Origin of the sequence: Mesorhizobium sp. M7A.F.Ca.MR.245.00.0.0 (assembly GCF_003997415.1) — a bacterium.
Taxonomy (GTDB): Bacteria; Pseudomonadota; Alphaproteobacteria; order Rhizobiales; family Rhizobiaceae; genus Mesorhizobium.
This window is the reverse complement of the sequence record NZ_RZTE01000004.1, coordinates 292,181-304,618: the sequence shown is the minus strand read 5'-3', so window position 1 is coordinate 304,618 and position 12,438 is coordinate 292,181. Positions and strand designations below refer to the sequence as shown.

The following is a 12,438-nucleotide window of genomic DNA, read 5'->3' as shown; positions in this document are numbered from 1 at the left end:
CCAGCACCACTGCCGCGATCTGCAGCCGGTCGAGCCGCTCGCCAAGCAGCAGCGCGCCGACGACGACGTTGACCAGTGGATTGATGTAGTAGCCGAGCGCGGTTTCGACGGTGCGGTCGACAGCGATCGCCCAGACATAGATGCCCCAGTTGACCGAGATCAGCGCCGCCGTCAGCGCGGCCATGGCGATGGTGCGCGGCGAGCGCAGTGCCGCCTTGAAATCCGCCATGCGGCCGGCCCAGACCAGAACGGCGGCGGCGATCGGCACCGACCAGACGATGCGATGGGCAATGACTTCGGCGAGCGGCAGATGAGCGACCGCCTTCATGTAGAAGGGCAGCAATCCCCACAGCAGATAGGCGCCGAGCGCCAGCAGAAAGCCGCGCCGGGCCTTGGAATCCGCGTCCAGGGTAATTGCTTCAGTGGCCATGGGCCAACGCTATGGCCCAGTCACCTTGGCAAGACCATCGCAAAGTTCTGATGGATCAATGGACTTTCGCTGATGGTTCAACCCTATTCGGCGGCCACCAGTCCGGCCATCTCGCGGTTCTTCATCAGCTTGTAGACGATGGAATCCATCAGCGCCTGGAACGAGGCGTCGATGATGTTTTCGGAAACGCCGACCGTCCACCAGCGCGCGCCGGTGCCGTCATGCGATTCGATCAGAACGCGGGTGATCGCCTCGGTGCCGCCATTGAGGATACGCACCTTGAAGTCGGCCAACTCCATGTCGGCGATCTCGCCCTGGAATTTGCCGAGGTCTTTGCGCAGCGCAATGTCGAGTGCGTTGACCGGGCCATGCCCCTCGGCCACCGACATCTTCTCCTCGCCGTCGACCACCACCTTGACGATCGCTTCGGAGACCGTCTTCAGCTGGCCGTTGGCGTCGAAGCGGCGCTCGACCATACAGCGGAACGAGGTGACGTTGAAGAACTCCGGCAGGCCGTGCAGCATCTTGCGTGCCAGGAGCTCGAAGCTGGCATCGGCGCCCTCATAGGCGTAGCCCTCGGCCTCGCGCTCCTTGACCACTGATATCAGCGCGTCGAGCCGGTGATCGTCCTTCGGCACCTCGATGCCGCGCCGCCTCAACTCGGCGAGGAAATTGGCCTTCCCGCCCTGGTCCGAAACCATGACGCGGCGGCGGTTACCGACCGTTTCCGGGGGTACATGCTCATAGGTCGCCGGCTCCTTGGCCAGCGCGGAGGCATGGATGCCTGCCTTGGTGGCGAAAGCAGAGGCCCCGACATAGGGCGCCTGTGCCTCTGGCGCTCGGTTCAGGAGTTCGTCGAAGGCGCGGGACAGGCGCGAAATGCCGGTCAGCGCCTCAGCCGAAATACCGGTGTCGAAACGATCGGCGAAGGCCGGTTTCAACGCCAGCGTCGGCACGATCGAGATCAAATTGGCGTTGCCGCAGCGCTCGCCGATGCCATTGAGCGTGCCCTGGATCTGGCGCACGCCGGCCTCGACCGCGGCAAGCGAATTGGCGACCGCCTGGCCGGTGTCGTCATGGGCATGGATGCCGAGATGATCGCCTGAAATACCTGATAAAATAACCTTCTCGACGATGGCGCGGACTTCCGATGGCTGCGTGCCGCCATTGGTGTCGCACAGCACCACCCAGCGCGCGCCGGCATCATAGGCGGTCCTGGCGCAGGCCAGCGCATAATCGGGATTGACCTTGAAGCCGTCGAAAAAATGCTCGCAGTCGACCAACGCCTCCTTGCCGGCGGCGATCGCCGCCTCGACGGAGGCCTTGATGGCGTCGAGGTTCTCCTCATTGGTGCAGCCGAGCGCGACACGGACATGGTAGTCCCAACTCTTGGCGACGAAGCAGATGGCATCCGACTTGGATTGCACGAGTGACGCAAGGCCGGGATCGTTGGAAGCCGACACCCCAGCCCGTTTGGTCATGCCGAAGGCGACGAATTTGGCGCGCGACGTACGTTTCTCCTGGAAGAAGGCGGTGTCGGTCGGATTGGCGCCGGGATAGCCACCTTCGACATAGTCGAGGCCAAAAGCATCGAGCAGTTTCGCGATGGCGATCTTGTCCTCGACGGAAAAGTCGATGCCAGGGGTCTGCTGGCCATCGCGCAATGTGGTGTCGAAGAGATAGAGGCGCTCGCGGGTCATGGTCATTTGCCTGCAAACTTGTCCGTCGCGCGGATCAGCCGATCCAAAATCCCCGGCTCCGAATAAGCATGACCGGCGCCCTCGATCAGGTGGAAATCCGCCTTTGGCCAGGCCTTGTGCAGCGCCCAGGCATAATGCGCCGGGCACGGCATGTCGTAGCGGCCATGGACGATGGTGCCGGGAATGTCAGCCAGCTTGTGCGCGTCGCGCAGCAACTGCCCTTCCTCCAGCCAGCCGGCATGGACGAAATAGTGGTTCTCGATGCGGGCAAAGGCGATGGCATAGTCGTCCTGCCCAAATGGTCCGCTGGTCTCCGGCTCGGGCAAAAGCGTGATCGTTTCGCCTTCCCACAGGCTCCAGGCGCGGGCCGCCTCGATCTGCGCCTTGCGATCCGTGCCGACCAGCCGCTTGCGGTAGGCAGCCATCATGTCGCCGCGCTCGGCCTCCGGGATCGGCGCCAGGAAGCGCTCCCATTTGTCCGGGAACATTTCCGAGACGCCGAATTGATAGTACCATTCGAGTTCCGCACGCGTCAGCGTGTAGATGCCGCGCACCACCAACTCGCTGACGCGATCGGGATGCGTCTCGGCATAGGCGAGCGCCAGCGTCGACCCCCAGGAGCCGCCGAACACCAGCCATTTGTCGAAGCCGGCCATTTCGCGCAGGCGTTCGATGTCGGCGACCAGGTGCCAGGTCGTATTGGCTTCGAGCGAGGCGTTGGGCGTCGATTTTCCGCAGCCGCGCTGGTCGAACAGGATGACATCGTAGAGCTTCGGGTCGAACAGCCGCCGGTGTTTTGGGGAAATGGTGCCGCCCGGCCCGCCATGCAGGAACACCGCCGGCTTGGCACCCCTCGTGCCCGAACGCTCCCAGTAGACCTGATGGCCGTCGCCGACATCCAGCATGCCGGAATCGAACGCCTCGATCTCGGGATAAAGCGTACGCAATTGACTGCTCATAGCTGCAAACCTTTGGTCGGCCAGTCCGCTGTTTCATGGTCTGGGTGCTGGAAGGAGATGATGGATTCCTGCCTGTTGTAGTAGTCGGGATCCTGGTGGGCGGGCTGATCGAAGATCGTCTCCACCCAGGGCAGCCGCGCGGCGTAGTTGACCTGGATCTGCGGGGCAAGATCGGAGCGGTCGTCGAAGGCACCGATAGCGATCTCAAGTCCACTGGGCTGCCGGTAGGTCAGCGGCGTCCCGCAGCGGGCGCAGAAACCACGATCGATGTTGACCGACGACTGGAAATAGCTCGGCTCTTCATGGGTCCATTCGACGCCGTCCCTGGGCACCGTGACCAGTGCACCGAAGAACGAGCCGAACTGCTTCTGGCACATGCGGCAATGGCAGACCGATGGACGGCCGAGCGCTCCATGAATGCGGAAACGCACGGCGCCACACTGGCAGCCGCCGGTTCTTACCTGATCGGTCATGATCTTTCCTTTGGCGGCCATTGTTCGGTGTCGTGGTCCGGATGCTGATAGGAGACGAGATCCGCCAGATAAGAGGCCGACGACACGTCGGCCATCGTCTCCTCGCCCGGCAATTGCGGGATCGTATCGACATAAGGCAGCTTTGCCTCGGTGCCCCATTGGATCAGCGGCACGATCTCCGCCGGATTGTCGAACGCGCCGATGGCGAGGCCAACGCCGTCCGGCGCGGTGAAGGTCAGCGGCGTGCCGCAATCGGCGCAAAAACCGCGATCGACATGGTTGGAGGAGCGGAAGTATTTCGGCTCGCCGCGCGTCCAGTCGAGCCGGGCGCCACGCACCGAAACCAGCGGCGCATAGAACGAGCCGAACGCCTTCTGGCACATGCGGCAATGGCAGACCGAAGCGTCGCCGAGCGCGCCTTCAACGCGAAAGCGCACCGCGCCGCACTGGCAGCCGCCGGTATAGACCGGCCGGTTGTCGAGGCTCATCGCTGTTCACTCCGGGGCATGGCAGACGGCTTCGACATTGTTGCCGTCGGGATCGAGGACGAAGGCGGCGTAGTAGTCCGGATGATAGTGCGGGCGCAGGCCTGGCCCGCCATTGTCCTTGCCGCCGGCGGCAAGGGCTGCGGCATAGAAGGCTTCGACCTCGGCGCGGCTGCGCGCGGTGAAGGCAACGTGCTGATGGGCCTTCTGACCATCCTTGCCTTCCTGCAGCCAAAACACCGGCCGATCGCGACCGTAGCCACCGACCTTTTCACCGCCGGTGTATTCCAGCGGCACCATATAGAGCAGCGCGGCCCCAAGCGGCGCCATCGCCTTGTCATAGAAAGCCTTCGAAGCGTCGAAATCGGCAACGTCAATGCCGAGATGGTCGATCATGGAAATACCTCCCTTGCTGGTCCGCTCGCCGGCATCGCCGCATCAGCCAAACCGGCCACGATCACGATGTGCTGGCAGACATTGTCGATATCGCGAATGACGTCGTCGTTCCAGAAGCGCAGGATGGTCCAGCCGCTCGCCTTCAGATAGGCGCTTCGAGCTTCATCCCGTTGCAGATTTTCGGTATCCGCATGCTGGCTGCCGTCTACCTCGACGATGAGGTGGTAGGCCGAGCAAGCAAAGTCTACAATGTAGGGACCGATCGGCACCTGCCGCCGAAAGCTCATCCCCATCAATCGGTGAGCGCGCAACTCATTCCAGAGCTTCAACTCCGCATCGGTCATGACGTGACGCATGGATTTTGCATTCCGGCGGTGTCGTTGCGGAACGAGATCGTGTCCCATCAAACACCCTTTGGCCGATGATTAGCGAAATCGGCGGCGGAGGCTGATCTCCCCCGCAAGGGGGGAGATTGGCTGTCACCAGCGCTTTCGCCAACTTAATACCCAGCGCCACCCTCACCGCTTGACCTCCCAGGTGGTGATGCGCTCGCCAGTGACCGGATCCTTGCCGTCTTTCAACTGTACACCTTGCGCCAGCAGTTCGTCGCGGATGCGGTCGGCCTCGGCCCAGTTCTTGGCGGCGATGAATGCGAGACGCTTGGCGATTGCCTTGGCGACGTGGTCTTCATCAACCGTCGCCGACGCGACATCGAAGCCGAGGAACAGCAGCGACGCCTTCAGCGCAGCCGCCGCATCGTTGCCGTCCGCTGCTTCGCCAGCCAATTGCGTCAAGACCTGGAAGGCGGCATAGGTTGCGAGATCGTCCGACAAGGCATCGATGACCTGCACGGGCAGCAGTCCTGCGGCGGCCGGCGCAAGGTCGGCGGCCCGCTTCCATTTGCGCAGCGTGTTCTCGGCCTCTTCCAGCTTGCGCACGGAAAAGTCGATTGGTTCGCGATAGTGCGTCATCAGCATTGCCAGCCGCAGCACCTCGCCCGGCCATTTGCGGCCGCCAAACGTCTCGGTCTCGAGCAGTTCGTTGATCGAATAGAAATTGCCGACGCTTTTCGACATTTTCTGACCTTCGACCTGCAGGAAGCCGTTGTGCATCCAGATGTTGGCCATCACGTCCGTGCCATGGGCGCAGCGCGACTGGGCGATCTCGTTCTCATGGTGCGGGAAGATCAGGTCCAGGCCGCCGCCATGGATGTCGAACACCTCGCCGAGATAGGCGGCCGACATTGCCGAGCATTCGATGTGCCAGCCCGGCCGACCCCTGCCCCATGGCGAGTTCCAGCCAGGCTCCTCCGGCGACGACAACTTCCACAGGACAAAATCGCCGGGATTTTTCTTGTGCGCGTCGACGGCGACGCGAGCTCCAGCCTGCTGCTCGTCGAGATTGCGCTTCGACAGTTGGCCGTAGTCCGGCATCGACGCCGTATCGAACAGGACTTCGCCCGCGGCAACATAGGCATGGCCGCGTTCGATCAGGCTTTGAATCAAGGTGATCATGTCGACTTTGCCGTCGGCGCGGGGCTCGACGAATTCGGTGGCGCGCGGCTCGACCGTCGGCTCCAGGCAGCCGAGAACCGCCACGTCCCGATGGAACTGATCGGCGGTCTTTTCGGTGACCCGCCTGATCGCCTCATTGAGCGAAAGTGTTCCGGAAGCGATCTCGCCGCCGAAGTCGCGCAGAGCGCGCGCGTTGATCTTGTCGTCGACGTCGGTGATGTTGCGCACATAGGTGACGTGCGCCTGCCCATAGACGTGACGCAGCAAGCGGAAAAGCACGTCAAAGACGATCACCGGCCTGGCATTGCCGATATGGGCAAAGTCGTAGACGGTCGGGCCGCAGACATACATGCGCACATTGTCTGGATCGATCGGGACGAAATCCTCTTTCGTCCGCGTCAGCGTGTTGTAGAGGCGCAGGCCCTGCGATGCGTCGGACATTCGTGCCTTCCCGGTTCAGAACTCAATTTGACGAAGCCAGCCCTGCGCGAAACGCAAATCAGGCTCCAGCCTGCTGGCCGGGGCGTTTGTCCAATCTGGGGAAAGATGAGGCGAAAACGTCCGGACCAGCGCGAGGCTAGCCAATAATGCAAATGCCACAAATGGCGAAAGACGTTTTCATGGGCGGCTTTATCGCCTTGGCATGTGTTGCCGTCAAGTCGCAAGTTTCGGCAAAAACGTCGCTGGATCACAGGTAATGATGCACCGAAACATTTTATTAAACATGTCGGCACAGTCATGAAACATTCGCCGGCTAGATCAGCAGGCGTCACGATTTGGTCAGAATCGGCCATCAAACGCAGACACGAAAATGTTACCTGGGAAGAGAGACATGCCCCGAACCAAGCAGGAAGCCAACCGAGCCAAGCAGCCGGCACTGGCCAACCACTACCGCGCGATCGGCCCGGCCGCGATCGTCGCCGCCCTCCTTCACACCGCGAAGAAGAAAAAGCCGGTACAGAAGATCGTGTCGCCCCGCGCCGCCTGAAGTGGTGTGCGGCCCGGCGCCAAGGGCGCCTGGCAAATGGCGCAGACATACGTCGCTGGAGAACAGTTCAGCTAGAACAACGTCATCTGATTGTCGTCCGCGCCGGGCTTCTGGCGCTTGACCTTTTCGGGCTCCGGCCCGATCTCGCCCCGCTCCTGAATCTCCGGTCCGGTGTTGGCGACCTTGTTGACCAGGCCGGAGACGGGAATGGCCTCGAAGAAATCGAGTTGAGCCGGCCGCAACAGATCGGCGACATCACGCGGTTCGAGCGTGCGGCAATCCAGCCAACGGGCGAAATCCCTGGGGTCGATCACCACAGGCATGCGGTCGTGGATATGCGCGATATCGGCATTGGCGTTGATAGTCAGGATGGCACCGGTGTCCATTTCCGAACCGCCCGGCTCGGCATAGGTCTCGACCAGGCCGGCGAAGGCGACCAGCCCGCCATGCCTTGGGCGTATCCAGTAAGGCTGGCCTTTCTTGCCGCCGGTTTGCCGCCATTCATAAAAGCCGGTGGCCGGCACCAAGGCGCGGCGATGGCGCATGGCGGCCTTGAACGACGCCTTTTCGGCGGCACCCTCGGAGCGCGCGTTGAACAGCAGCGGAAACTCCTTGGTATCCTTGACCCAGGTCGGGATCAGCCCCCAGCGCACCAGCATTGGCTGCCGGTCGGGCAAATTGGAGCCCGGCGCCCGCGGGGGGCCGGCGACCGCCATCAGGATCGGCTGGGTTGGTGCGATGTTGTAGCGCGCCGGGAAATCCTCCAGTTCCGCCAAGCCTAGCAAGGCGGCAGTCTGGTCCGGCGTCGCGGTCAAGGCAAAACGTCCGCACATGGTCGATTGGCGCCCTTTGAAAGGTTCGGTTCCTGAAGGTGCCGGTGCAACCGGCATTGCGCAACCGCTAAAGCTTGCCCATGCTGGGCGGTCCACAACAGACCTGCCTACACGCCTGATCGGGAACCCATGAACGAAGCGCGCAAGACACTTCCGGCAGTCTCGGTCGCCGTCGTGCGTGCAGACACCGTGCTTCTGGTCAAGCGAGCCCGGCAACCCTCGCAAGGGCTCTATGCCTTTCCGGGCGGCAAGGTCGAACCCGGCGAGACGCTGGAGGCAGCGGCAGAGCGCGAACTTCAGGAAGAAACCGGTTTGCGCGCCACAAATTATCGCCCGCTACGGGAAATCCACATTGACGGCAGGGATGACAGCCACCCGGTCGATTACCTCCTCACGGTCTTCGGCGCGGCCTATGCCGGCGGCGAGGCGGTAGCCAGCGACGACGCAGAGACGGCGGCCTTCTATACACTCAGCGAGATGGCGGCATTGCCGCTCGCCGGCTCGGTGTTCGCCGTGGCCGAGGAGTTGTTGGACCCCCGCGGAGACGACGGGCCGAAGCCCTGAAAACAGCCTTGCAGGCGACAAATTGTTTCGCCACAAAGACTTATCCTGTTTGGCAGAGCCACGCCGTTGGGTAGAGAAGGCTTATGAACCGTCCGTCCATGCTCCTCGCCGCGTGTCTTGCGGTCGTCGCGACCGTTTCGATACGGCCCGCGCTCAGCGCCGAATCGCCGTTCGAGCCTGGGTTGATGCGGCTGGCGGAGGTTCTGGGCTCGCTGCATTTCCTGCGCAATCTGTGCGGCGAGAAAGGCGACCAGTGGCGTGTCGAAATGACAAAACTGCTCGATTCGGAAAATCCGGACGCCGAGCGGCGCGCCCGCTTCATTGCCAGCTTCAATCGCGGCTACCGCTCCTTCGGCGGCACCTATACGCGGTGTACGCCCTCGGCGACCGAAGCCATCAGCCGCTACATGAAGGAAGGCGAGACGCTGTCTCGCGATATTGCCTCGCGCTACGGCAACTAGGCACTCGCTCATCAACAACTATCCGGATCATTGCTGGGCACAGCCGATATATCGGCTTGTGCCAGTCGATATCTTGGTGCAATCCTGATGTTGCACTTCTGCAACAGTATTAACGAAACCTTACAGCGCGAAAGCGGAATTAACTCAAACTGAAGGTTTTCGCCCCGCAGGCCGCCCCAATCGGCTAAGTTTGACTCGAGCTGAACGCAGCTTCGCACAAGGCAATTGGGCTTTGTAAAAGACGATCAAAAAAATGTCGTATTTACAAATACTTAATTGTCCCTGCGTGTGAAATGAACAGATCAGGCCTGATCCACATCGACGGATCGCAGCTTGAAAGGGTGGACATTCGCTTATGGAACATGGTGTCAACGACATCGACGCGCTGGTCAGGGAAGAAAAACGCCTGACCGCCGTGGAAAGCCACAGCGAGGCCTGGGCGGAAGGTCTCTCCGCCGGGATAGAGCCCGAGATCATTGCCGAAGCAGCGCTCGAAACAGCCTTCGGCGAGATGTTGCGTGCCAATGGCGAGACCTCGGCTCTTGCCCTGCTCGACCGTATGCGTGAAAAGGTGATTGCTGGCGCCTTCGAACCTGAACGGCTGCGGCACTGAACCGACGTCCGGTTCTTTGACGGCAACATGCCGCTCGGGCGTCATGCCCGGAAGCAGGGAGAAACGGGCAGTGAGTTTTTCGATGTCAGGCAAGCCGTGTGGCTTGGTCCTTCGCATCTCCTTCGCCGCTTGCTGTGCCGCGATTCCCCTGCTTGTGTGTCTCGCGAGCAGCCCCGTGTATGCACTGAGCGAAATCAAGCGCGAAGAGCTCCCCCCGACAGTCACGCCGCCGGCCGACGACGACATGTCGCCCTCCGGAAGCGCCGTGCCGATGCCCAATCCGGTCGGAACACCGCCGCCGGCCAGCCAGCCGACTGCTCCTGCCGAAGCCGAGCCGGACAGTCCGGCGGATGGCGGCGTGACCAGACCGCGTGTCGATCCGGAAACGCCGGTGCCTGAGGTCGTCTACGATCTCGGCAAGCTGCCGGAACCGGTGCGGCGCATGCACGATCTGATCGTCGAAGCCTGCAAGGGCGGCGATATCGAAAAGCTGCGGCCGTTGATCGGCACGGGCGAGAGCATGACACAGATATCGCTGACCGACATAGACGGCGACGCTATCGCCTTCCTCAAGGGCCTCTCCGGCGACCCAGACGGCCAGGAGATTCTGGCCATCCTGGAGGAGGTGCTTAATGCCGGCTACGTCCACCTCGATGCCGGCACGCCACAAGAACTCTATGTGTGGCCGTATTTCTTCGCCCTGCCGTTGGACAAGCTGGACGCCAAGCAGCGGGTCGAGCTCTTCAAGATCGTCACCGCCGGCGACTTCAACGACATGAAGCAGTTCGGCGCTTATATTTTCTACCGTGTCGGCATCACGCCTGCCGGACAGTGGTCGTTCTTCGTCGCCGGGGATTGAGCTTTCTGCCTCTGCCCTTGCAGAGATCCGGGAGCCTAGACGGGCAATGCCTCGGAAAACTCCACCGCTTTGCCCTGGCCTGGCGTGACGATTTCGCCCTCCCACATGACACGTCGGCCTCGAATGACGGTGCCGACCGGCCAACCCGTCACTTCCCTGCCATCATAAGGCGTCCAGCCGGCTTTCGAGCCGGCCTGCGCATTGGTGATCATCTCGCGCCGCATCATGTCGACGATGGTGAAGTCGGCGTCATAGCCGGCGGCGATGCGGCCTTTCCTGGCCATGCCGAAGATCCGCTGCGGGCCATGACTGGACAGGTCGACAAAGCGCTGCAAGGTCAGCCGGCCGGCATTGACGTGGTCGAGCATGATCGGCACCAGCGTCTGCACGCCGGTCATCCCCGACGGTGAGGCCGGATAGGGTTTTGCCTTCTCGGCCAGCGTGTGCGGCGCGTGGTCGGAGCCGAGCACATCGACAATGCCTTGCGCAATGCCATGCCAGACGCCGTCGCGGTGGCGCGCGGCGCGCACCGGTGGGTTCATCTGGATCAGCGTGCCAAGCCTGAGATAGTCGTCGGCGCTCAGCGTCAAATGATGCGGCGTCGCCTCGCAGGTCGCGACATCCTTGTGCTGTTCGAGGAACACAATCTCCTCGGCCGTCGAGATGTGCAGGACATGGATGCGGGCGCGCGCTTGCCGAGCGATGCGCACAAGCCGTTCGGTGCAGCGCAAGGCGGCGATTTCATCCCGCCAGACCGGGTGCGATGCCGGATCGCCCTCGATGCGCTCGCCAAGACGCTCGCGCAGCCGGAATTCGTCTTCCGAATGAAAGGCGGCACGGCGGCGCGTGTTTCTCAGGATCGAGGCGACACCTTCGTCGTCCTCGACCAGCAGGTCGCCGGTGGACGAGCCCATGAAAACCTTGATCCCGACCGCGCCCGGCAACCGCTCAAGCTCGCCGACATCCCCAGCGTTTTCGCGGGTGCCGCCGACCCAGAAGGCAAAATCGCAATGCATGCGATCCGTGCCGCGCCGAACCTTGTCGGCAAGCGCTGCCTCGCTGGTGGTCAAAGGATTGGTGTTGGGCATCTCGAACACGGCGGTGACGCCGCCAAGCACGGCCGCGCGCGAACCCGTTTCCAAATCTTCCTTGTGCTCCAATCCCGGCTCACGAAAGTGCACCTGGCTGTCGATGACGCCCGGCAGGATATGCAGGCCGCGGCAATCGATCGTCTCGCCCGCCGAGGCCTGGCGGAGATCGCCGATGGCGGCGATGCGCCCGCCCTTCACGCCGATGTCGCGAGCCCCTTCGCCGTCGTGGTTGACCACGGTGCCGCCTGTCAGGATGAGGTCGTAGATCATGGCCATGCTCTCTTGCGGGGGGAGTGCCAGCGGCTTACGTAAAGGCCGACCGTTTTGCAAGATCAGGTTGCTTTTCCGCCCATGCCCTTTGCCCAGCTCAAAGACCGCGCCCTCATTTCCGTCTCAGGTCCGGATGCCGAGCATTTTTTGCAGAACATCCTGACCACCGATCTAGACATCCTGGCTCCCGGCGAAGCCAGGCCCGGTGCGCTGCTGACGCCGCAAGGCAAGATCCTGTTCGATTTCCTGATCTCCCGCACCGGCGAGAATGCATTCCGGCTCGAATGCCGTGCCGACATCTCAGGCGATTTCATACGCCGGCTGACGCTCTACAAACTGCGCGCCAAGGTCGAGATTGCCAAATCCGATCAGGCATTTGTCACCGTCGCATGGGGACATGAATCAACACCCTCGCAATCCGATTCAACGGCGGCCGCCGACACGCGCTTTCCGAAGGGTGCCGTCACGCGTTCCTATGGCGAAACAGATGAGCGCAGCGATCTTGCCGCGTGGCAAGCCTTCCGCATTGCCGGCGGCATTGCCGAAAGCGGCAGCGACTACCAACTCGGAGACGCCTTTCCCCACGACGTGCTGCTGGACGAAACCGGTGGCGTCGGCTTCAAGAAGGGCTGCTATGTCGGCCAGGAGGTCGTCTCGCGCATGCAGCATCGCGGCACCGCCAGGCGACGCGTTCTGATCGTGTCAGCCGACCGGCCCCTGCCCGCGCCCGGCTCCGAACTGACCGTCGAAGGCAGGCCGGTTGGCACGCTCGGCTCGACCGCCGGCACGAACGGTCTGGCGA

16 protein-coding genes are annotated in these 12,438 nt (G+C 62.5%); 6 read left to right on the top strand and 10 right to left on the bottom strand.

The genetic code is table 11. The features are described 5' to 3' along the window. The 8 genes from EOB80_RS35105 to cysS form a co-directional block, all read right to left on the bottom strand. Positions 1 to 430: EamA family transporter (locus tag EOB80_RS35105; protein ID WP_245466282.1), on the bottom strand; the 430-nt coding region annotated here is incomplete at its 3' end. Positions 431 to 513: 83 nt separating this feature from the next. Continuing rightward, positions 514 to 2,136 (bottom strand): citramalate synthase, encoded by a 1,623-nt coding sequence (gene cimA / locus EOB80_RS07925; protein WP_185929006.1) that lies wholly within the window; start codon positions 2,134 to 2,136, stop codon positions 514 to 516. Continuing rightward, positions 2,133 to 3,089 carry a prolyl aminopeptidase gene (gene pip, locus EOB80_RS07920; protein ID WP_127321042.1) on the bottom strand — a complete coding sequence of 319 codons (957 nt, stop codon included), beginning with the start codon at positions 3,087 to 3,089 and terminating at the stop codon, positions 2,133 to 2,135. Before pip ends, cimA begins: the two co-directional genes overlap by 4 nt. Then, positions 3,086 to 3,562, bottom strand: a complete 477-nt coding sequence (locus tag EOB80_RS07915; protein ID WP_127327249.1) for a GFA family protein — start codon at positions 3,560 to 3,562, stop codon at positions 3,086 to 3,088. Before EOB80_RS07915 ends, pip begins: the two co-directional genes overlap by 4 nt. Further along, positions 3,559 to 4,050, bottom strand: a complete 492-nt coding sequence (locus EOB80_RS07910; protein ID WP_127268543.1) for a GFA family protein — start codon at positions 4,048 to 4,050, stop codon at positions 3,559 to 3,561. The genes EOB80_RS07915 and EOB80_RS07910 overlap by 4 nt, the downstream gene beginning before the upstream one ends. Positions 4,051 to 4,056: 6 nt before the next feature. Next, complete coding sequence (locus EOB80_RS07905) at positions 4,057 to 4,443, bottom strand: VOC family protein (RefSeq protein WP_127327248.1); 387 nt, start codon at positions 4,441 to 4,443, stop codon at positions 4,057 to 4,059. Beyond that, on the bottom strand, positions 4,440 to 4,847 hold the full coding sequence (locus EOB80_RS07900; RefSeq protein WP_127327247.1) for an endonuclease domain-containing protein: 408 nt from the start codon (positions 4,845 to 4,847) through the stop codon (positions 4,440 to 4,442). The genes EOB80_RS07905 and EOB80_RS07900 overlap by 4 nt, the downstream gene beginning before the upstream one ends. A 114-nt stretch (positions 4,848 to 4,961) precedes the next feature. Further along, positions 4,962 to 6,398, bottom strand: coding sequence for a cysteine--tRNA ligase (gene cysS, locus EOB80_RS07895; RefSeq protein ID WP_127327246.1), 1,437 nt, complete (start codon positions 6,396 to 6,398; stop codon positions 4,962 to 4,964). A 391-nt stretch (positions 6,399 to 6,789) separates the two neighbouring features. On the opposite strand from cysS, the gene EOB80_RS07890 reads away from it, so the two are divergent. Further along, entirely contained in the window at positions 6,790 to 6,945 is a 156-nt protein-coding gene (locus EOB80_RS07890) for a hypothetical protein (RefSeq protein WP_081738801.1), read from the top strand. Positions 6,946 to 7,016: 71 nt separating this feature from the next. On the opposite strand, the gene EOB80_RS07885 is transcribed toward EOB80_RS07890, so the two are convergent. After that, positions 7,017 to 7,778 (bottom strand): SOS response-associated peptidase, encoded by a 762-nt coding sequence (locus EOB80_RS07885; RefSeq protein ID WP_127327245.1) that lies wholly within the window; start codon positions 7,776 to 7,778, stop codon positions 7,017 to 7,019. A 129-nt stretch (positions 7,779 to 7,907) separates the two neighbouring features. Here EOB80_RS07885 and EOB80_RS07880 point away from each other — a divergent pair, with 129 nt between their 5' ends. From EOB80_RS07880 to EOB80_RS07865, 4 genes are all read left to right on the top strand, one after another. After that, positions 7,908 to 8,342, top strand: coding sequence for an NUDIX hydrolase (locus EOB80_RS07880; RefSeq protein WP_127327244.1), 435 nt, complete (start codon positions 7,908 to 7,910; stop codon positions 8,340 to 8,342). 83 nt (positions 8,343 to 8,425) lie between these two features. Beyond that, positions 8,426 to 8,803: a TIGR02301 family protein gene (locus EOB80_RS07875; RefSeq protein WP_127327243.1), complete on the top strand. Its 378-nt coding sequence runs from the start codon at positions 8,426 to 8,428 to the stop codon at positions 8,801 to 8,803. A gap of 355 nt (positions 8,804 to 9,158) precedes the next feature. Next, a complete protein-coding gene (locus EOB80_RS07870) occupies positions 9,159 to 9,416 on the top strand; it encodes a hypothetical protein (RefSeq protein WP_008874920.1) in 258 nt (85 codons plus the stop codon). Between the two features lie 70 nt (positions 9,417 to 9,486). Next, on the top strand, positions 9,487 to 10,275 hold the full coding sequence (locus EOB80_RS07865) for a hypothetical protein (RefSeq protein ID WP_164762549.1): 789 nt from the start codon (positions 9,487 to 9,489) through the stop codon (positions 10,273 to 10,275). A 35-nt stretch (positions 10,276 to 10,310) separates the two neighbouring features. On the opposite strand, the gene EOB80_RS07860 is transcribed toward EOB80_RS07865, so the two are convergent. Continuing rightward, positions 10,311 to 11,642: a dihydroorotase gene (locus tag EOB80_RS07860; protein ID WP_164762548.1), complete on the bottom strand. Its 1,332-nt coding sequence runs from the start codon at positions 11,640 to 11,642 to the stop codon at positions 10,311 to 10,313. Positions 11,643 to 11,717: 75 nt separating this feature from the next. Between EOB80_RS07860 and EOB80_RS07855 the strand changes: the two genes are divergently transcribed. Then, on the top strand, positions 11,718 to 12,438 hold a 721-nt coding region (locus tag EOB80_RS07855), incomplete at its 3' end, for a folate-binding protein YgfZ (RefSeq protein WP_245466281.1).

Excerpts from the sequence above, each read along its gene's own strand:
- cimA (WP_185929006.1), bottom strand. The coding sequence starts at position 2,136 with ATGACCATGACCCGCGAGCGCCTCTATCTCTTCGACACCACATTGCGC.
- pip (WP_127321042.1), bottom strand. The coding sequence starts at position 3,089 with ATGAGCAGTCAATTGCGTACGCTTTATCCCGAGATCGAGGCGTTCGAT.
- EOB80_RS07915 (WP_127327249.1), bottom strand. The coding sequence starts at position 3,562 with ATGACCGATCAGGTAAGAACCGGCGGCTGCCAGTGTGGCGCCGTGCGT.
- EOB80_RS07910 (WP_127268543.1), bottom strand. The coding sequence starts at position 4,050 with ATGAGCCTCGACAACCGGCCGGTCTATACCGGCGGCTGCCAGTGCGGC.
- EOB80_RS07905 (WP_127327248.1), bottom strand. The coding sequence starts at position 4,443 with ATGATCGACCATCTCGGCATTGACGTTGCCGATTTCGACGCTTCGAAG.
- EOB80_RS07900 (WP_127327247.1), bottom strand. The coding sequence starts at position 4,847 with ATGGGACACGATCTCGTTCCGCAACGACACCGCCGGAATGCAAAATCC.
- cysS (WP_127327246.1), bottom strand. The coding sequence starts at position 6,398 with ATGTCCGACGCATCGCAGGGCCTGCGCCTCTACAACACGCTGACGCGG.
- EOB80_RS07890 (WP_081738801.1), top strand. The coding sequence starts at position 6,790 with ATGCCCCGAACCAAGCAGGAAGCCAACCGAGCCAAGCAGCCGGCACTG.
- EOB80_RS07885 (WP_127327245.1), bottom strand. The coding sequence starts at position 7,778 with ATGTGCGGACGTTTTGCCTTGACCGCGACGCCGGACCAGACTGCCGCC.
- EOB80_RS07880 (WP_127327244.1), top strand. The coding sequence starts at position 7,908 with ATGAACGAAGCGCGCAAGACACTTCCGGCAGTCTCGGTCGCCGTCGTG.
- EOB80_RS07875 (WP_127327243.1), top strand. The coding sequence starts at position 8,426 with ATGAACCGTCCGTCCATGCTCCTCGCCGCGTGTCTTGCGGTCGTCGCG.
- EOB80_RS07870 (WP_008874920.1), top strand. The coding sequence starts at position 9,159 with ATGGAACATGGTGTCAACGACATCGACGCGCTGGTCAGGGAAGAAAAA.
- EOB80_RS07860 (WP_164762548.1), bottom strand. The coding sequence starts at position 11,642 with ATGGCCATGATCTACGACCTCATCCTGACAGGCGGCACCGTGGTCAAC.